The sequence below is a fragment of the uncultured Pseudosulfitobacter sp. genome (genome assembly GCF_963976325.1).
GTDB lineage: Bacteria > Pseudomonadota > Alphaproteobacteria > Rhodobacterales > Rhodobacteraceae > Pseudosulfitobacter.
Window position 1 is genome coordinate 120,328 of record NZ_CAXBJW010000007.1, and the last position, 17,509, is coordinate 137,836.

At 65.4% G+C, this 17,509-nt stretch carries 19 protein-coding genes and 1 riboswitch; of the genes, 2 read left to right on the plus strand and 17 right to left on the minus strand.

What is annotated here, in order from left to right:
- Positions 1-16 precede the first annotated feature (16 nt).
- From cobA to cbiE, 5 genes are read right to left on the minus strand one after another with little or no spacing between them, the layout of a single operon-like run.
- A complete protein-coding gene (cobA, locus tag AAC077_RS15800; protein WP_339771362.1) occupies positions 17-736 on the minus strand; it encodes a uroporphyrinogen-III C-methyltransferase in 720 nt (239 codons plus the stop codon).
- On the minus strand, positions 736-2,064 hold the full coding sequence (locus AAC077_RS15805; protein ID WP_339771364.1) for a cobyrinate a,c-diamide synthase: 1,329 nt from the start codon (positions 2,062-2,064) through the stop codon (positions 736-738). Before AAC077_RS15805 ends, cobA begins: the two co-directional genes overlap by 1 nt.
- Positions 2,051-2,845 (minus strand): precorrin-4 C(11)-methyltransferase, encoded by a 795-nt coding sequence (gene cobM, locus AAC077_RS15810; RefSeq protein WP_339771366.1) that lies wholly within the window; start codon positions 2,843-2,845, stop codon positions 2,051-2,053. The genes AAC077_RS15805 and cobM overlap by 14 nt, the downstream gene beginning before the upstream one ends.
- Positions 2,842-3,210, minus strand: a complete 369-nt coding sequence (locus tag AAC077_RS15815; protein ID WP_339771368.1) for a cobalamin biosynthesis protein — start codon at positions 3,208-3,210, stop codon at positions 2,842-2,844. Before AAC077_RS15815 ends, cobM begins: the two co-directional genes overlap by 4 nt.
- On the minus strand, positions 3,207-4,406 hold the full coding sequence (gene cbiE, locus AAC077_RS15820; RefSeq protein ID WP_339771370.1) for a precorrin-6y C5,15-methyltransferase (decarboxylating) subunit CbiE: 1,200 nt from the start codon (positions 4,404-4,406) through the stop codon (positions 3,207-3,209). Before cbiE ends, AAC077_RS15815 begins: the two co-directional genes overlap by 4 nt.
- On the opposite strand from cbiE, the gene AAC077_RS15825 reads away from it, so the two are divergent.
- Complete coding sequence (locus AAC077_RS15825) at positions 4,405-5,175, plus strand: cobalt-precorrin-6A reductase (protein ID WP_339771373.1); 771 nt, start codon at positions 4,405-4,407, stop codon at positions 5,173-5,175. The two genes, cbiE and AAC077_RS15825, sit on opposite strands and share 2 nt — an antisense overlap.
- Here the strand turns inward: AAC077_RS15825 and cobJ are convergent.
- Genes cobJ through AAC077_RS15860 form a run of 7 tightly spaced genes read right to left on the minus strand, consistent with a single transcriptional unit; the run spans position 5,133 to position 13,149 of the window.
- On the minus strand, positions 5,133-5,900 hold the full coding sequence (cobJ, locus tag AAC077_RS15830) for a precorrin-3B C(17)-methyltransferase (RefSeq protein ID WP_339771376.1): 768 nt from the start codon (positions 5,898-5,900) through the stop codon (positions 5,133-5,135). The genes AAC077_RS15825 and cobJ overlap by 43 nt on opposite strands.
- Positions 5,897-6,631: a precorrin-2 C(20)-methyltransferase gene (gene cobI, locus AAC077_RS15835; protein WP_339771379.1), complete on the minus strand. Its 735-nt coding sequence runs from the start codon at positions 6,629-6,631 to the stop codon at positions 5,897-5,899. The genes cobJ and cobI overlap by 4 nt, the downstream gene beginning before the upstream one ends.
- Positions 6,632-6,633: 2 nt before the next feature.
- The gene (locus AAC077_RS15840) at positions 6,634-7,263 is read right to left on the minus strand and encodes a precorrin-8X methylmutase (RefSeq protein WP_339771382.1); all 630 of its coding nucleotides are present in this window, start codon (positions 7,261-7,263) and stop codon (positions 6,634-6,636) included.
- Positions 7,260-8,393, minus strand: coding sequence for a precorrin-3B synthase (gene cobG / locus AAC077_RS15845; protein ID WP_339771385.1), 1,134 nt, complete (start codon positions 8,391-8,393; stop codon positions 7,260-7,262). The genes AAC077_RS15840 and cobG overlap by 4 nt, the downstream gene beginning before the upstream one ends.
- Positions 8,390-11,701, minus strand: coding sequence for a cobaltochelatase subunit CobN (cobN, locus tag AAC077_RS15850; protein ID WP_339771388.1), 3,312 nt, complete (start codon positions 11,699-11,701; stop codon positions 8,390-8,392). Before cobN ends, cobG begins: the two co-directional genes overlap by 4 nt.
- A gap of 7 nt (positions 11,702-11,708) precedes the next feature.
- Positions 11,709-12,767, minus strand: coding sequence for a cobalamin biosynthesis protein CobW (gene cobW / locus AAC077_RS15855; protein WP_339771390.1), 1,059 nt, complete (start codon positions 12,765-12,767; stop codon positions 11,709-11,711).
- The gene (locus AAC077_RS15860) at positions 12,760-13,149 is read right to left on the minus strand and encodes a DUF1636 domain-containing protein (protein ID WP_339771413.1); all 390 of its coding nucleotides are present in this window, start codon (positions 13,147-13,149) and stop codon (positions 12,760-12,762) included. Before AAC077_RS15860 ends, cobW begins: the two co-directional genes overlap by 8 nt.
- A gap of 94 nt (positions 13,150-13,243) precedes the next feature.
- A riboswitch (cobalamin riboswitch) is annotated at positions 13,244-13,453 on the minus strand.
- A 282-nt stretch (positions 13,454-13,735) separates the two neighbouring features.
- On the opposite strand from AAC077_RS15860, the gene AAC077_RS15865 reads away from it, so the two are divergent.
- Positions 13,736-14,134, plus strand: a complete 399-nt coding sequence (locus AAC077_RS15865) for a hypothetical protein (RefSeq protein ID WP_339771393.1) — start codon at positions 13,736-13,738, stop codon at positions 14,132-14,134.
- Here the strand turns inward: AAC077_RS15865 and AAC077_RS15870 are convergent, their stop codons facing one another.
- The 5 genes from AAC077_RS15870 to hisD form a co-directional block, all read right to left on the minus strand.
- Positions 14,135-14,719, minus strand: a complete 585-nt coding sequence (locus AAC077_RS15870) for a GNAT family N-acetyltransferase (RefSeq protein WP_339771396.1) — start codon at positions 14,717-14,719, stop codon at positions 14,135-14,137.
- A complete protein-coding gene (locus tag AAC077_RS15875; protein ID WP_339771398.1) occupies positions 14,716-15,105 on the minus strand; it encodes a ketosteroid isomerase-related protein in 390 nt (129 codons plus the stop codon). Before AAC077_RS15875 ends, AAC077_RS15870 begins: the two co-directional genes overlap by 4 nt.
- 11 nt (positions 15,106-15,116) lie before the next feature.
- The gene (locus tag AAC077_RS15880) at positions 15,117-15,578 is read right to left on the minus strand and encodes a low molecular weight phosphatase family protein (protein WP_339771401.1); all 462 of its coding nucleotides are present in this window, start codon (positions 15,576-15,578) and stop codon (positions 15,117-15,119) included.
- Position 15,579: 1 nt separating this feature from the next.
- Positions 15,580-16,059 (minus strand): UPF0262 family protein, encoded by a 480-nt coding sequence (locus tag AAC077_RS15885; protein WP_339771403.1) that lies wholly within the window; start codon positions 16,057-16,059, stop codon positions 15,580-15,582.
- 72 nt (positions 16,060-16,131) lie between these two features.
- Positions 16,132-17,439: a histidinol dehydrogenase gene (gene hisD, locus AAC077_RS15890; protein ID WP_339771416.1), complete on the minus strand. Its 1,308-nt coding sequence runs from the start codon at positions 17,437-17,439 to the stop codon at positions 16,132-16,134.
- Between the last annotated feature and the right edge of the window lie 70 nt (positions 17,440-17,509).

Consider the following 17,509-nt stretch of genomic DNA (forward strand, 5'->3'; position numbering starts at 1 on the left):
CCTGTGCCGGGGTTTGCTAAATCGAGGCCAGCGGACCGTAGAGGATAAGTGCCGGCGTATCGGATATTCCGGCGCTCAACTTTTCGGACAAGGCCGCGACTGTGGTGCGGGTCAGACGCTGGGCGGGGCCTGCGACATCCTCGGCCAGAAGGGCGGGCGTGTCGGCGGGCAGCCCGTGCGCGTTCAGCAGCGCATAGAGTTTGGGAAACGTGCGTTTCCCCATGAAAACAACGGTTGTTGCGGTTGCGTCGGTCAACGCGGGCAGGTTCAGGTCTGTGGGGAGCTGACCGCTGATGTCATGCCCTGTCACGAATTGGACCCGCCGCGCTGTCAGGCGTCTGGTCAAGGGAATGCCCGCCGCGGCGGCCGCGGCGATGGCCGAGGGCACGCCGGGAATAATCTCGTATGGGATGCCCGCCGCGCGCAGTGCGACCAATTCTTCCTCGAGCCGGCCGAACAGTCCGCCATCGCCCGATTTCAGGCGCACCACGCGTTGGTCGATTTTGGCGTAATCCAAAAGCAACCGGCTGACGTGATCCTGTTTTGGCGAGGCGCGCCCTGCCCGTTTGCCGACCCCGACAAGATCCGCGCCTGCGCGCGCATGGGCCAGTATCGGCCCCGACGACAGATCATCAAACAGCACCGCATCGGCGTGTCTGAGCCTGTCTACCGCCTTGAGCGTCAAAAGTTCAGGATCGCCCGGACCAGAGCCGACGAAGCTTACAAACCCTGTCATCAGGTTTCCTCCGCAGTGATGAAGTGGAAAAACGTGCCGGTCACCGATCCACGACAGGACCCGGTTTCGGGGACTGCCGCGCCGTCGGCATCGGTCACCGCAGCGAGCGGCGCATCGGGTTGTTCCAGAATGGTAGAGTAGTGAAATTCATGCCCGCGCAGGCGCGCGGTTGGCGCATGTCCCGGCATTGCGGCGCAGAGCGTTGCCTGACGATACCCAAGGTGCAGTTTTCGGGTTTCGTAGCTGGTGACCAGCCCAAGCAAACCGACCATCGGGTGGCGGACGCCATCCTTGTCGATCAAGGCTTCGCCCAATGCCATATAGCCGCCGCATTCGCCGTGGACCGGCCGGGTTTTGGCGTGGTCGCGCAGACCGCGTGCGAATGTCTGCGCCGCTGACAGCCGGGCTGCGTGCAGTTCGGGATAGCCGCCGGGCAGCCAGACAAGGTCGGCGTTCGGGTCGGGCGCTTCGTCGGCAAGCGGTGAAAACGGCAGCACCTGGGCGCCAGCCGCGCGCCAGCCTTCCACCAGATGCGGATAGGCAAAGGAAAATGCAGCGTCCTGAGCCAGTGCGATCCGCTGGGCGGGCGGGTCAGGCAACCTGCCACCGGCGGCCCCCGTGCTGGCAGCCATGCCGCGCGCGGCGGCCTTGATCGCGGGAAGATCGACATGCGCCCGCAGGAAATCCGCATATCCTGCAATCGCGGCCTCCAGATCCGGATGCTCGGCCGCTTGCACCAGCCCCAGGTGCCGCTCGGGCAGTGTCAGATCACCCCGCCGGGGCAGCACGCCCAGCACGGGCAGCCCCGCCTTTTCCATACCCAACCGCGCCAGCCGTTCGTGGCGCGGCGAGGCCACGCGGTTCAGAATGACGCCGGCAAACGGCACATCGGGATTGTACTGCCGGAACCCAAGGGCCACCGCCGCTGCCGATTGTGCCTGCCCACTGACATCCACCACCAGAACGACCGGCCAGCCCATCAATGCCGCTGTTTCGGCGCTGGCGCCAAACCCGCTTTGGCCGCGTGTCGCGACGCTGTCGTACAGGCCCATGGAGCCTTCTGCGATGCAGATATCGACGCCTTTGGCCTGCGCTGAAATCGCGCCCAGAAGCCCCAGCCCCATCGCCCATGTGTCGATATTGTACGAGGTCCGTCCACTTGCCGCACGGTGAAAGGCCGGATCAATGTAATCGGGGCCGGACTTGAAGGCCTGAACGGACAGCCCGTCCTGCACCAGGGCGCGCAGAAGGCCCAGCATCACGGTGGTCTTGCCGGTGCCCGATGACGGGGCCGATATCAGGAGTCCGGGGGTATCAATCATCGCCATGGCTCCAGTTGGCCCAAGGGCTTTCGGCGCTGAGCGGGCGATAGCGGCGGTCGTAGGAGGCCGAATAAAGACAGCTTTCGGTAAAGCCTTCGCCCCCGAGCGCTGGTCCCACGAGGATCAGCGCGGTGCGGGTGATGTCGGCATCCAGCTTTCCGGCGATGTCGCGCAATGTGCCGCGCACGATGCGTTCGTCCGGCCAGCTTGCGCGAAAGACGATGGCGACAGGACAATCGGCACCGTAGGCCGGTAGCAGGGTGTCGCAGACGGTGTCCAGATTCTGCACCGACAGGTGAATGGCCAGCGTCGCGCCGGTGGCTGCAAAGTTTTCCAGCGTTTCACGTTCGGGCATCGACGACGCCCGGCCCGGCGTGCGGGTCAACACCACCGATTGCGCCAGTCCCGGCAGGGTCAGTTCCACCCCCAACGCCGCCGCAGAGGCCGCAAAGGAGGGAACGCCGGGCGTGACACTGACCGGAATGTCCAGCGCGCGCAGCCGGCGCAGTTGTTCGCCCATCGCCGACCAGACCGACAGATCGCCGGAGTGCAGCCTTGCCACGTCCTGACCTGCCGCGTGGGCCTGTTGCATCTGGGCGATGATCGCGTCCAGGTCCATCGCCGCCGTGTTGACGATCTGTGCATCCGGTGGACAGTGGCCCAAGATCTCTTCGGGGACCAGTGATCCGGCATAGAGGCAGACGGGGCAGGATGCGATCAGGTCGCGCCCCCGCAGCGTCAGAAGATCAGGCGCACCGGGGCCTGCGCCGATAAAGTGAATGGTCATGTGGATGTCCCTTCTGCAATGGCACAAGTGGCCATGCGGTCGATGGAAATATGGCGCGGTGCCACCAGACGCGCGCCTGCGCCCGCCGCGGCCAGTGCGGCCGCTTCGGCAACGCTTCCGGTTCCATAGGTTGCATTGGAGACCTGCGAGCAGGTCAGTGTCGTCTGGCGCGCAAGACGGTCGTGCGCCACAGCGCGCAGCGGCACGCGCAATTCTTCTGCCAGCGCGCGCAGGGCCGCGCTGGTTTCCTTGCCTTTTGCCGTTGCAATCAGGTCCGGCATTTGGCCCCCACAGGCCAGATGCAGCACGCGGCGCATGCTGTCCAGACTGGCCGACGCGCGAAAGCCCATGCCTGCGACCCTCATAGGGTGACGCTCCATTGCACGACCGGATAGCTGGATTTCCAGCCGCGTTTTCCGCCCAGCGGTGCCGATTGCGCCAGCTCGATGCGCAACAGGTCGCCCCCCAGACGAAGCTGCGACCGCGCCAACAGCGCCTCGGATTCAAGTGTCACGGCATTGGCCACGATGCGTGTGCCCTGCGACAGCCGCGTCTGAAGCCAGGTCAACAACTCGGGCGTCAGCCCACCCCCGACGAACACGACATCCGGCAGATCCAGTCCGTGCAGCACGTCCGGCGCAGTTCCCTGGACCACATGCAGCCGGTCTACGCCCAGTTTCAGCGCATTTGCCCTGATGCGATCGGCACGGTCGGGGTGCGGCTCGATTGTCGTGGCGGTTGTCGTGGGGTGCGACAGCAGCCATTCGATCCCGATGGACCCCGAGCCGCCCCCGATGTCCCACAGATGCGCGCAAGGAACGGGTGCAAGGGCTGACAGCGTCAGTGCACGCACGGGCCGTTTGGTCATCTGTCCGTCGTTGTCGAACCAATGGTCGGGTCTGCCACTGGCCAGCGGCAGGCTGTCGCCTGCGCCGCGTATTTCGACCGCCGCGCAGACGGGGTGGGAAAAGGTGTCGCGGTCCAAGTCTTGCGCCCGCGCATCCGTGCGCCGTTCGCGCGGGCCGCCCAATGCCTCGAACACGCTCAGCCGGGAGGCAGCAAAGCCCTGATCGGTCAGATATGTGCCCAGATCCGCCACCGCTGCGCCGTCGCGCAGCAAGACGATCATCCGCGTGCCCGCAGCCAGCGCAGGGCGCAGGCGCGTCATTGGGGCTGCGTGCAGGCCAAAACACGCGGTCTGCTCAAGCGGCCACGCCATGCGCGCGGCCACCCGCGCGAAGGTTGACGGAGACGGCAGCGCCACCCATTCCTTTGGCGACAGCGCGCGCGCGATGCTGCTGCCCGCGCCAAACCAGAACGGATTGCCCGACGCCAGCGCCACCACGCGCCGGCCGCGCAACGACAAAAGCTGTGCAATGCCATCGGCAAACGGCACCGGCCACGCGATCCGTTGCGCGTTCAGTTCCGGCAGCAGCCCCAGATGGCGCTCTGGGCCCATCACGAATTCGGCTGCGTGCAGGGCGCGCAGGCTTGCGCTTGAAAGCCCATCCGGCGCATCTTCGCCCATGCCGACAATGGTGAGCCAGGGAACATCAGACATGAGCGCCAACCTTCTTGTTCTTGGCGGCACGACCGAAGCGACCGCGCTGTGCCGGACCCTGAGTGACAATGCGATTTGTGGTGTGGTTTCCTACGCGGGCCGCGTTGAAAAGCCCGTGCAGCAACCGTTGCCCCAGCGTGTGGGGGGATTTGGTGGTGTTGCAGGGCTGGTCGCATATGTGCGCGCGCATGGCGTCACGCATGTCGTCGACGCCACCCATCCGTTCGCCGCACAGATGAGCCGCAATGCCGTGTCGGCCTGCGCCGAGGCGGGCGTGCCGCTGATCGCGCTGACGCGCGCGCCGTGGCAGGCGCAAAGCGGCGACCGCTGGACCCATGTGCCTGACATCGCGGGTGCCGTGAGCGCGCTGAAGCGTCCCGCTGCACGGGTCATGCTGGCGATTGGTCGGATGCATCTGAACGACTTTGCCGCCCATCCGCAGCATTTCTACCTGCTGCGGCTGGTTGATGCGCCTGACAGCGTGCTGCCCTTTCCCGACCACGCTGTCGTGCAGGCGCGCGGCCCCTTCACGGTGGCGGACGACCTGGCCTTGATGCGGCATCACAAGATTGATCTTCTGGTGTCGAAGAACGCGGGCGGTGCAGGTGCGGCGGCCAAGATCGCGGCAGCGCGCAGATTGGGGCTGCCGGTGATCATGATCGACCGGCCGGCACTTCCCGACCGGCTGGAGGCCCATACGCCGCAGGAGATTCTGGCGTGGCTTGGTCATTCAAAACCCGATCTGGCCGGCACCGATCTGGGCGTATAGACGAACGGCACATCATCGCGCGCGATCAGCCGCGTGGCGGATGTACCCACAAGGACCATCGTGCGCATATCGGCCATTTCAGGCGTTGCCTCCGGCAGCGGCACAATTCGAATTGCCTCGTCGGGCGTTGACACGGCGCGGGCGAATATCACGGGACGATTGTCCTGACAGGCATCGTTCAGCACCTTCAGAACACGGGCAAACCCATCTGGTCGTGCCTTTGAGCGCGGGTTGTAAAAGGCCATGGCAAAATCGGCTTCGGCGGCCAGCCGCACCCGTTTTTCGATCAACGCCCAAGGCTTGAGGTTGTCACTGAGGTTGATGGCGCAAAAATCGTGGCCAAGGGGCGCGCCCACCCGGGCCGCCGCCGCCAGCATCGCGGTGATGCCCGGCAGCACATCAATCTGAAGCCTGCGCCAGTGCTGCGGGCCACTTTCGACGGCTTCGAACACAGCGGCGGCCATGGCGAACACGCCGGGATCGCCCGAGGATACGACGACCACGCGCCGCCCTTCGGCCGCCATTTCCAGCGCATGCTGCGCGCGTTCAAGCTCGACCCGGTTGTCCGAAGGATGCAGCGTCAGCCCCGCACGCGCCGGTATCCTGTCAACATAGGGGCCGTAGCCCACGATGTCAGAGGCCAGTGCCAGTGCCGCAGTCACCTGCGGCGTCACCAGCGCTGCATCGCCCGGCCCCAAGCCGACGATTGCCAGCCCCCCGGTCATGGCCGACGCCCCTGACCATGGACCATCACGATCGAGAAATACGGTGTGACCCGACCTTCGGCCTGAGAGAGTTTTTGCACCGTTTGTTCGCCCAAGCTGGCGCATTCCACCAGCCAGGCGTCGTCGTATTTCCCGGCGGCGCGCAGCGCATTGCGCACCTTGTCGATGTTGCGTCCGATCTTCATCACCACCAGGGCATCCGCCGACCTCATGTGACGCACGAGGTCGTCTTCGGGCAATGTGGCCATCACCACGCTGAGAACATCGTCCCCCCAGGTGATCGGCAGGCCCGTTGCGGTCCACGCAGCCGACATTCCGGTGATCGCGGGGACAACCTGCACCGGCACGCTGTCTTTCAGGCGGGTGTAGAGGTGCATGAACGATCCATAAAAGAAGGGATCGCCTTCACAGAGCACGACGACATCCTCGCCCTGTTCGGCAAGGGCGCGCAGATGTCCGCAACAGTCGGCATAAAAGCCGGAGAGCGCGGCGTTGTAGTCGGGATGATCCACAGAGATCTCTGTGGTCACGGGGTATTCCATCGCGAATTCAATGACGCCTTGGGGCAAAATCCCGTCAACAGTCTTGCGCGCGCGGCCCGCACGGCCCGCTTTTCGGAAAAATGCCACATGTCGCGCCCCCGACAAAAGACGATGCGCGCGCACCGACATCAGATCGGCAGCACCGGGCCCCAGCCCCACGCCATGGATCACACCGGTTGGACCGCCCACAGTCATTCTGCCCGGCTCGCGATGGCGTTGATCGCAGCGACCGTGATCGCGCTGCCGCCAAGGCGCCCCTCTATGATGCAGCAGGGCACGGGCTGGCTGGCCCAGAGGGCGTCCTTGCTTTCGCGGGCGCCGACAAAGCCGACGGGGCAGCCGATGATCGCAGCGGGGCGCGGGCAAGCGGGATCGGCCAGCATGTTCAGCAGGTGAAACAGCGCGGTCGGCGCATTGCCGATGGCGACAAGCGCGCCGTCCAGATGTGGCCGCCACAGTTCAAGTGCGGCGGCGGATCTGGTGTTGGACATCGCCCTGGCCAGATCGGGCACCGACGGATCACGCAGGGTGCAGATCACCGCGTTATCGGCGGGCAGCCGGGTGCGCGTCACGCCTTCGCTGACCATATGTGCATCGCACAGGATCGGCGCGCCGCCGGCAAGGGCCGACCGGGCGGCGCTGGCAAAGTCCGGTGACATCTTCAGGGAGTGCTCAAGCCCCACCATGCCGGCCGCATGGATCATGCGCACGGCAATCGGTTCCTCGTCCGGGGCAAAGCGTCCGAGATCGGCCTCGGCCCGGATCATGGCGAAGGACTGCGCATAGATCGCGGCCCCGTCGGTTTCATAGGTATGGATCATTGGAAAAAGGGTGCTCCGGTAATGAGGTCATGGGGGTCGAGCCCGCGTTGGTTGGGGTCATCGGCAGCGGTGCCGTCGCGCACGATGTCGAACGCGCCGTCACGGCCCACCAAGGTGACGTTGGCGGGGGTTCGGCGCGCGCAGCCCTTGGCACAGCCAGAGACGTGCAGCGTACCGTCGATATGCGGCGCAAGGCGTCGCGCGATGTCGCGGGTGGAGACGGTCGCCGAGGCACAATAGGGCGCGCCCACGCAGGCGTTGACATGCAGGACCGGATCGGCGGGATCGGTGACAAAATCCGTCCCTTCGGGCATGTCCGCATTTTCCAACAGCACACTGCGCCAAGGGGTCAGCCGCACGGCTGCGATGGCTTTGGCTTCGATCAGTCTGGCCATCGCGTCTGCATCTATCTGCCCAAAGGCGCAGCCGACCAATGCGCCAAGCGGCACCGGCCCGATGCAAGGGGCCGGACCGGGGGACCGGGGTGTGGCGTTGCACCACGCGTGGGGCAGTGCGTTGCCGGTGCGCACGCCGGACATGCGGCGTTGATCCGGGGTGATGCGTTCGGACAGCCAGTGCGCCATCTCGATCAGGGCGGTGATGGCGTTGTCTTGCGTCACGGCGCGCCCTGCCGTCGCGCCATCAGCCAGCAAGATCAAGCCGTTTGCCCCCTGTTCAAGCCGAATATCCGCACTGTCCCCGCGCAGCAGCGGACGCGGGCCGCAATCCACGGCAAAGCCGACCTTTGCAGGCAGTTCCGGAAGGTCGGACAAGCGCGACAGCAAAGCCCCGGTCAAGCTCTGAGTCAGATCGCCCGTCTGCCAGAACGGGCTGACCAGGATGTTGCGGCGGCTTTCCTGCGCGGGATCGGCGTCCAGCAGGCCCAGATCGCCCAGCGCTTGCAATACCGTGTCATGGTCCGTTTCGGCCACACCGCGGATTTGCAGGTTTGCGCGGTTGGTGACCTCGAGCCCCGGCTGACCATAGCGCCGCGCCAGTTCACACAGGCCCAGAACCTCAGCCGCCGTCAGACGCGCAAAGGCCGGGCGCACGCGCATCACCAACCCGTCTGCGGCCATCATCGGCCGGTAGGCACCCGGGCACCACCCCTTGATCTGCGTCGCGGTCATCGCGGCACCGCCATATCCGACAGCACCGAATTGCGGCGCGTTTGCCACAGGCCCGCATCGAGCAAGGCGGCAAACCGGGCCTGCATCGCGCGGTGCGCTTCAGGGTTGGCGTCTTGCAGGAACCCGTCGGTTTCCGGGTCGCCCAAGGTCGCATCGTGGTAAAGATCAAACAGATGCGCGGGCACGACGCCTGCCAGATGGGCAAAGCTTGCCATGTGGTCCAAGGTCGCCGCAATCTCGGCTGCGCCGCGAAATCCGTGGTGTTTCATGCCTGCGATCCAACCCGGATGGCTGGCGCGGGAATGGACCACGCGCGCGATCTCTTCGGTCAGTCCCATTGCACGCGGGTGCGCGGGGTCCGTGTTGTTCAGGTGATAAAGCGCCGCAGCCCCGCCCGTCACAGCCTGGGCTGCGGCAAAGCCTGCCTCGTGGCCGGCATAGTCTGCGGCCAGCAGCAGATCGGTTTCGGGCAGGTCCTGCGGATGCACGAAGCTGTCCGCGGATGCCACGCGCGCACGGATGCCGCCCATGTCCAGCCGCGCGTCCGTGCCGTCCAGGGCCCACGAACTTGCCTTGAGCCACGCCAGACCCGCCTGCGCGCGCCCTGCTTCGGTATAGTCGTCCAGCGCGGCCCCCATGCCCAGACCGAACTGCCCCGGCTGCGGGCCGTAGACCCGCGCCAGATTGTCCACCGCCACATAGGGGTTCCAGTCGGGTGCCTCGTCGCGGGCGGCCAGCGCACGCACCGCTTGGGAAAACAGCGCCGAGAGGGTCGGGAACACGTCACGAAACAGGCCCGAGACCCGCAAGGTGACATCGACGCGCGGGCGGTCCAGTTCGGTGATCGGCAGGACTTCGATGCCCGAGACCCGTTCCGACCCTGCATCCCACAGCGGGCGCACGCCCAGCAGGTGCAGTGCCATGGCAAATTCCTCGCCTGCGGTGCGCATCGTTGCCGACCCCCACAGGTCGACGATCAGGGTGCGCGGCCAGTTGCCCTGATCCTGCAAATGGCGGCGCACCAGTTCATCGGCAAGCCGCACCCCCTGCGCATGGGCCGCCCGTGTCGGCACCGCACGCGGGTCGGTTGTGAACAGGTTGCGACCTGTCGGCAGAACGTCGCGCCGTCCGCGATAGGGCGAGCCTGACGGACCCGCCGCGATACGCCGCCCCGCCAAAGCGTCCAGCAAGGACTGTCGTTCGCGCGCCACCGATTGCGCGGTGGCAAAAGGCGCATCGCCGCGCGGCGACCGGCCCCAGATATGCAGGCCCTCGCCGAACTGGCTTTCCTTGATGTCGCAGACAAACCGGTCGATCCGCGTGATCGCCTCGGCACTGCACCCGGCGCTGTCCAGCCCCAGATCCTGCTCGACCCCCTGCACCTGTGCCTCGGCGCGGATATCGCCCTGAAGCCGGTCGCGGCGGCGCGGGTCCAGACCGTCGGCATTGGAAAATTCGTCAAGCAAGGCTTCGAGCCGGGCCAGACGTTCGGGTGTGCCGCTTTCGCGCAGGGGCGGCGGGATGTGGCCCAGCGTCACGGCCCCGATCCGTCGCTTGGCCTGCGCCGCCTCGCCGGGATCGTTGACGATAAAGGGATAGATCACCGGCAAGGCCCCCGTCAGCACCTCGGGCCAGCAGGTGTCGGACAGTGCGACGGATTTGCCGGGAAGCCATTCCAGCGTGCCATGCGCGCCGATATGCACCAGCGCGTCGGTTTGCGACTGAAGCCACAGGTAGAAGGCCACGTAGGCGTGGCGCGGCGTGCGCGACAGATCGTGATAGCTGTCGTCCCGCCCTTGGGCGGCAGCACGTTCGGGTTGCAGCGCCACCACCACTTTGCCGCAAGCGATGGCCGCGAAGTGAAACGCGTCGTCCTGCACATCGGGATCGTCCTGGGGGTCGCCCCAGGCTTCGGACAGGTGTGCGCGCAGCGTGTCGGGAAGACGTGCGAGGGCGGCTTTGTATTCGGACAAGGGCCAGCGGGTGCTGCGCGCCGCCAGAGCCTGATGCAAGGGCACGCCGTCGGTGCAGACGTCATAGCCCGCGGTTTTCAGATCCTCCAGGATGGCGTGCGCCGACTGCGGCGCGTCCAGGCCAACGGCGTGGCCCATGTTCCAGTCCTTGCCCGGATAGGTCGACAGCACCAGTGCAACCCGAAGCGCCGCCGGTGGTGTCTGCGCCAGCCGTGTCCAGCCCTGCACACGGTCTGCGATTGCCGCGATGCGACCTGCATCGGCCCGGTGTGCAAAGCGGGCATATTGCAAATCCGGGTCCCGCTTTTGCGGGTCCTTGAAGCTGGCGACACCGGCGGTGATGCGACCGTCCACTTCGGGCAGAACCACATGCATGGCCAGATCGGCGGGCGACAGGCCGCGTTCCGCGTCGGCCCAGGCCTTGCGGGTCGAGGTTGCCAATGCCACCTGAAACACCGGCACCTGTGCGGCATCCAATGGCGATGTGCCGTCCGCGCCTTTGCCGGAAAAGGCCGTGGCGTTGACCACGGCCACAGGTGCGTATTGTCTGACCTGTCGACGCAGCCACCCCGCCGCTTCGGGTGATTTGAGCGATGGCGCGAAAAGCCCGCATACGTTGAACCCACGCGCGCGGAACGCCGCGAACAGCGCGGTGATCGTGGCCAGATCAGCGGCCGCCAGATAGGATCTGTAGAATACGATCAGAACGCGCGGCTGGGTCTGTGATGGACCTGCATCGTCGGGCAACACAGCGACCAGCGGGCAGCATGCGCCAGTCTCGGGGGTCCATGCGCCGACCACGGGCAGCGCCTTGGAGCCGATAACCGGCCCTGCATACAGCCCCGCAGCCAGGGCCAGTTGTGCCAACGCAGCCTGTGCCGCGACCACTCCCCCGGTGTCGCACAGTTTCGCAAGCCGCCGCAGGGTGGATATTGGAACTGTCGACACAGCATCCAGCCGGTCATCCACACGCCCGTCCGCAGGCAGCACGGCAAGGGCGATGTTCTTTTCCTCGGCCAGGGCGCGGATCTGCTGCAAGCCGTAGGGCCAATAGGGAACGCTGCCGATCAGCCGGATCAGGATGCCCTTCGCCCCCGAAAGGGTCTGGGCAACATAGGTGTCCACCGACAGCGGATGTTTCAGCGCGACGATATTGGCCAGACGCAAGGACGGCAGACGCCCCTGCGCGCCACCACCGCGCCGCCAGCCTTCGGCGAAGGCGCCAAGGTCGGAATCAGACAAGGACAACACCACCAGATCTGCGGCACTCTGGCCCAGATCCATTGGCGTCTCGGCCTCGTCCAGCCCGTGGCTTTCCCGAAAAACGACATGCACGGCGCGGCTATCCTGTGACCAGCGGCTGTGCCGCGCCAAGTGCGTTGCGGATCACCTGTGCGTCGATGTCGTCATGTTCGGCGATCACCACGAGGCGCCCCTGGCGCGGCTCGTCCGGTTTCCACGGGCGATCATATTGGTGGCGCACACGCATGCCGACGGCCTGCACCAACAGCCGCATCGCCTTGTCCTGAACCGCTGCATACCCTTTGACGCGCAGGATGTTGTGATCCTGCGCCAGCTTCCCGATCACGCGCACAAGATCGTTGGGGTCGGTCAATTCGGGAATATCCACGACAATGCTGTCAAAATCGTCGTGTTCGTGGTCGTCCGCACCGTCGTGATGCGAGGGGCGCGCGTCCATGTCGTCCTCGGCTGCGGCTTCCAGTCCCAGAAGGATGCGCGGATCAATCGCGCCCTCGGCCACCTCGACCATGGGGATCGGGCGCGCGGCCTTGGCGGCGATGACGGCGCGGGCGCGTGCAACCCCTTCGGGGCCTGCAAGGTCGGGCTTGGTCAACAGAACGATGTCGGCGCAAGAAATCTGATCTTCGAACACTTCGGACAGCGGTGTTTCATGGTCAAGGCTGTCGTCCGCCAGACGCTGCGCGTCGACCGCGGCGATATTGGGCGCGAAACGCCCGGCTGCCACCGCTTCGGCGTCGGCCAGCGCGATCACCCCGTCCACCGTGATCCGCGAGCGGATGTCAGGCCAGTCGAACGCCTTGAGCAGCGGCTTGGGCAGTGCCAGACCAGAGGTTTCAATCAGGATGTGATCAGGACGCGGGTCCAGCGCCATCAACGTTTCGATGGTCGGAATAAAGTCATCCGCCACGGTGCAGCAGATGCAGCCGTTTGCCAGTTCGAGAATATTCTCGGCCGGGCATTCGGGAATTGCACATTGCTTCAGAATTTCGCCGTCGACACCGACATCGCCAAATTCGTTCACGATGACGGCCAACCGCCGCCCGCCCGGATTCAGCATAAGCTGGCGCACCAGCGTGGTTTTGCCAGATCCCAGAAAACCGGTGATGACAGTGACGGGGAGTTTTGCGAGATCAGACATGGGGCACCTCCGGGGGCGGAATTCGGGCAACACAATTGCGTTTGAAATGTTCGGGACGCTCGCGCCACGGAATCAGTCCGTCAGCGGTGGCATGATAGCGAAGGGCCCCATCGAGGATCATCGCCGGGTCGTTGTTTTCATCTACGTTTGCAAAGACATAGGTCCAGCGTTCCCCGCCGCGCAAAGCGACGGTGCAGCCGTGATCGCAGTTTTGCAAACAGTCTACCGCAGTCACCCGAAGCCCATCGGGGCGGTCCAGCTGTGCTATTGCGTCAAAAAGCGCCTGACCCGGGCGACGGCCCTCTTCGGCCATCTCTTGCCCGCGTCGGCATTTGACACAGACAAGCAATTCGGTCTGATCGTTCATCGCTTCTGCCTCCATAAAATATGGAACGCGGCAAAGGTGGCGAGGTGTACCTGCAAGGCAGAGTGTCTCTGCGAGGCAGAATTGCCCCGACACCGGAACACCCCGTCCGGTTACGTCGTTCTATGATGGCAGGTCTCCCGGCTTACGGATTTAGGCCTTGAAGGCCTGTGACCATGATACCTTCCCAGCGCAATGCCAGTGGTGTCACACAGTCTTTCCGTTCACGGTCGCGGGGGCGGCTGTGCTTCACCGTGAAAGATCACGGCTGCACATTCCCTTTTCACCTGCATGAGCAGGCACCAATCACACCCGCATGTGCGCTGAACCAAAAAGGCTTGTCAAGACAATGCAGGCGACAGGGCAATTGCCATTGGTGCGACGGGCGGTCGGGCGCTGCTGCGCAGGGTGTTTGCGGGTTTTGGTGCGTTTGGGCGGGGGCTATGCGCCCTGACTTTAGCCTTCGGGGCCAGCCCCGCCGCGCCAGCACCCGCGACCGTTTGACCCGCACACTCGTGAATTGCCCCCTGCTGCGAATTCAGGCATAATCCGCATCAGCAGTAAGCTGCGGCCAAAGAATGCCGCGATGGTGTGAGGCGAAACCATGATCCGATTGACGGCCCTAATCTCGTGTCTGGCCCTTGTCGCCGCCTGTGGTGGCGGTGGGACCAGATATTCCAGTTACAATGCAACGACCTATCAGTCGCCCGGCGCGCGCGCGTCGACGCCCCTGGGGCAGCCTGCGCCGGTGCTGTTTGCGTCGGGACCGATTGCGAACGCCTGTCAGGCCTCGGGGCGCAAACAGGCGAACCGGGCGCGGTGCGGCTGTGTGCAGGCGGTGGCGGATATGTCGCTGAGCGCTTCGGACCAGCGGCGCGGGGTCGGGTTCTTTAACGATCCGCACAGCGCGCAAGAGATGCGCACGTCGGATTCGTCCAGCAACGAGGCGTTCTGGAAGCGTTGGAAGGCGTTTGGCGATCAGGCCGGACAGCTTTGCGGCTGATTACAGGTCTTTGATCCACACTTGCAGCGGTTTGGCCGTGGGCGCGTCTGCGTCCACGTCTTTCCACGTGAACTGCGCGGTGGCCCCGTCCAGCGGGGCATAGCCGCGTTTGCGCCAGAAGGTATCAAGCGGGCGGTAGTCGGCGGGCCGCAAGGGGTGGTCGGCAGGGCGTTGCACGGCGCAAAAGGCGGATTTGCTGTAGCCAAAGGCGCGGGCGGCGTCCTCGCGGGCGTCAAAGAACCGGTGCCCGATCCCCTGCCCGCGATGGTCGTCCAGCAGCACGCTTTCGGCGCAATAGAACACATCGTCGATGTTTACGCCGGTGCCGTCGAAGGCCTGTGCGAAATCGTCGGCGTGATCGCTGAGGGGTGCAGCGGTGGCGGCCCCCACCAGCCTGTTGCCGTCATAGGCCCCGACCACGACCGCCTGTGGCGAGGCGCGGAAGGCGGCAAGGTAACGGCGTTCATAGTCCAGATCGCCGTCGTAGAGGTAGGGCCAGTCGCGGAACACCGTGATGCGCAGGCGGGCCACATCGCCAAGGGCCGCATCCAGCGCGGCGCCGGTCAGCACGTGGCACTGGGTCACGCGACCTGTGCCGTCCAGTCGGCCAGATTGTAATAGGTGGTAACGCGGGCGATCTTGCCGTCCTTCAGGTCGAAAAACGAGCCTGCGGGCAGCTTGTAGGTTTGATTGCGCGCCGCTGGCAGGCGTGCGTCGGTTTGCAGATAGGTGCCGTTGACCACATATTCGGCCGCAGCACGGGTTTCATCCGCGTTCACGAACACCTGCATATCGGTCAGGTTTTCGGCATAGCAGCGGGTCATATGGGCGCAAAAGTCGGCAAAGAGCGCCTTGCCGGTGCGGACCTGCCCTTCGTTCACGTGGTGGGCCACGTCGTCGGTCAGGCAATCCAGCATGGCGTCGGTGTCGCCTGCGTTGAAGGCGTCGAAATAGCGGTTCACCACGGACATGGGCGGTTCCTTCAGGTCAGCACGGTGGGCGGGCCCCAGCGGTCGTGCAGGTGGGCGATGATCTGGTCGCGGGCGCTGCGGTAGTTGACCAGCTTGGCCTCGCGGGTTTCGCCCAGGCCGGTGGGGTCCATGATCGGCCAATAGGCGATTTCCAGATGGTAAAAGCGGGTCAGATCCAGCGCGCGGCGTTGCGAGGCCGGCGACAGCGCCACGATCAGGTCGAAGCTGCCCAGATCGTCGCCCCAGTCTTCCATCTGGTCAAAGCTGCGCGAGCGGTGGCGCGACAGTTCGACGTCGATTTCCTGACAGACGGCGATGGAGAAGCCGTCGATTTCCATGTCGGCCTTGACCCCGGCGGACTGGACATAGGTGCCGGTGCCATAGAACTTTTTCATGATCGCCTCGGCCATCGGAGAGCGCACCGCGTTGTGGTCGCAGCAAAACAGTACCGATTGGGGCAAGGGTGCAACCATTCTAACCGCCGAAATGCAGGACGCAGATCAGGGTGAACAGGCGGCGCGCGGTGCCTTCGTCGATGTCGGCCTTGCCCGCGAGGCGTTCTTGCAGGACGCGGCTGCCTTCGTTGTGGATGCCGCGGCGGGCCATGTCGATGGTTTCGATCTGGCTGGGGGGCAGTTTCTTGACCGCCTCGAAATAGCTTTCGCAGATCTGGAAGTAGTCCTTGACCACCTGACGGAACGGCCCGAGCGACAGGTGGAATTCGGCGGCTTTGGCGGCCTCTTCCGTGGTCACGTCGAAGACCAGCCGGTTTTCGCGGATGGCCAGCCCAAGGTGGTACGGCCCCGGCGGCACCTCGCGGTCGTCGCGGGCGGGCAGCGCAAAGCTGTTTTCTTCCAGCAGGTCGAACAGGGCGACCTTGCGTTCCTGTTCGATCTCGGGCGTGGGGGGCGGCAGGTTGCCGTCGTCTAGGTCGATGTGGGTGATGCGGGACATGTCGCATCCTTTGCGTGTGAGTCTGACCAAGGTTAGACCATGAATGCAGCCGGGTTCAATCGGCCCGCTGCGTCATGTTCTGGCATTCAGGCGGTTCAGGCGGGCGGTGACCGACAGGCCGTGGGCTTGCAGGCTTTCCGATGTGGCCAGCGTTTCGGCGGCGGGGCCGATGGCGCGCAGGGCATCCGGCGTCATTTGCGCCAGCGTGGTGCGTTTGACAAAATCCATCACCGACAGCCCCGAGGAGAACCGCGCCGAGCGGGCGGTGGGCAGCACGTGGTTGGGGCCGCCGACATAGTCCCCGATGGCCTCGGGCGTCCAAGCACCAAGGAAGATGGCGCCGGCGTGGGTGATCTGTTCGCTGAGTTTTGTCGGGTCTGCGACCATCAGCTCCAGATGCTCGGGGGCGATGCGGTTGCTGAGGGTGGCGGCGGTGGCCAGATCCGGCACGGTGATGACCGCGCCGAAATCGCGCCAGCTTGCGCCCGCGATGGCGCGGCGTTCCAGCGTTTGCAGGTGGTTTTCCACCGCCTCGGCCACCTTGCGGCCAAGGGTGGCGTTGGTGGTGATCAGCAGGCTTTGCGCGCTTTCGTCGTGTTCGGCCTGGCTGAGCAGGTCCAGCGCGATCCAGTCGGGATCGTTGTCGGCGTCGGCGATCACGAGGATTTCCGAGGGGCCAGCGATCATATCGATGCCGACCTTGCCGAACACACGGCGTTTGGCGGCGGCGACGAAGGCGTTGCCGGGGCCGGTGATCTTGTCCACCGGCGGGATGGTTTCGGTGCCGTAGGCCAGTGCGGCAATCGCCTGCGCGCCGCCGATGCGGTAAATCTCGTCGACGCCGGCCAGCCGTGCGGCCAGCAGCACCAGCGGGTTCAGGATGCCGTCGGGCGTGGGCACGGTGATGGCCAGCCGCTGCACGCCCGCGACCTTGGCGGGGATGGCGTTCATCAGCACGGATGAGGGATAGGAGGCCAGCCCGCCGGGGACGTAAAGGCCTGCGGCGCTGACGGGTGTCCAGCGCCAGCCCAGTGTGGCGCCGGTGTCGTCGGTCCAGCTTGCATCCTCGGGCAATTGCCGCGCGTGGTAGGCGCGGATGCGCTCGGCGGCCAGTTCGAGGGCCGCAAGGTCGGCGGCGTTGACGGTGGCGACGGCCGCGTCGACCTCGGCGTCGGTGATGCGGAGGGTGGCGGGGGTAAGCGTCAGCCGGTCGAATTTCGCGGTCAGGTCGATGACAGCCGCGTCGCCATGGGCGCGGACCTGCGCGATGATGTCGGCCACGGTGGCGTCGACATCGGGGCTGTCCTCGCGCTTGGCATTCAAGAGCGCGGTGAAGCGGGTTTCAAAGTCGGCATCGGCGTGGTCGAGGAACTGGGGCATGGCTGGCTCGCTTGCAGTGTCGGTCGTGACATAGCGGGCGCGGGCGGCAGGCTCAAGCGGGGGATGGGGG

Bases quoted from the DNA above. Each gene is read 5' to 3' on its own strand.
- AAC077_RS15815 (WP_339771368.1), bottom strand. From the start codon at position 3,210: ATGAGGGTCGCAGGCATGGGCTTTCGCGCGTCGGCCAGTCTGGACAGC.
- AAC077_RS15875 (WP_339771398.1), bottom strand. From the start codon at position 15,105: ATGTCCGTGGTGAACCGCTATTTCGACGCCTTCAACGCAGGCGACACC.
- cobM (WP_339771366.1), bottom strand. From the start codon at position 2,845: ATGACCATTCACTTTATCGGCGCAGGCCCCGGTGCGCCTGATCTTCTG.
- AAC077_RS15840 (WP_339771382.1), bottom strand. From the start codon at position 7,263: ATGATCCATACCTATGAAACCGACGGGGCCGCGATCTATGCGCAGTCC.
- hisD (WP_339771416.1), bottom strand. From the start codon at position 17,439: ATGCCCCAGTTCCTCGACCACGCCGATGCCGACTTTGAAACCCGCTTC.
- AAC077_RS15860 (WP_339771413.1), bottom strand. From the start codon at position 13,149: ATGGAGGCAGAAGCGATGAACGATCAGACCGAATTGCTTGTCTGTGTC.
- AAC077_RS15880 (WP_339771401.1), bottom strand. From the start codon at position 15,578: ATGGTTGCACCCTTGCCCCAATCGGTACTGTTTTGCTGCGACCACAAC.
- cobG (WP_339771385.1), bottom strand. From the start codon at position 8,393: ATGACCGCGACGCAGATCAAGGGGTGGTGCCCGGGTGCCTACCGGCCG.
- AAC077_RS15805 (WP_339771364.1), bottom strand. From the start codon at position 2,064: ATGGCGATGATTGATACCCCCGGACTCCTGATATCGGCCCCGTCATCG.
- cbiE (WP_339771370.1), bottom strand. From the start codon at position 4,406: ATGTCTGATGTTCCCTGGCTCACCATTGTCGGCATGGGCGAAGATGCG.
- AAC077_RS15825 (WP_339771373.1), top strand. From the start codon at position 4,405: ATGAGCGCCAACCTTCTTGTTCTTGGCGGCACGACCGAAGCGACCGCG.
- cobW (WP_339771390.1), bottom strand. From the start codon at position 12,767: ATGTCTGATCTCGCAAAACTCCCCGTCACTGTCATCACCGGTTTTCTG.
- AAC077_RS15885 (WP_339771403.1), bottom strand. From the start codon at position 16,059: ATGTCCCGCATCACCCACATCGACCTAGACGACGGCAACCTGCCGCCC.
- AAC077_RS15865 (WP_339771393.1), top strand. From the start codon at position 13,736: ATGATCCGATTGACGGCCCTAATCTCGTGTCTGGCCCTTGTCGCCGCC.
- cobJ (WP_339771376.1), bottom strand. From the start codon at position 5,900: ATGACCGGGGGGCTGGCAATCGTCGGCTTGGGGCCGGGCGATGCAGCG.
- cobA (WP_339771362.1), bottom strand. From the start codon at position 736: ATGACAGGGTTTGTAAGCTTCGTCGGCTCTGGTCCGGGCGATCCTGAA.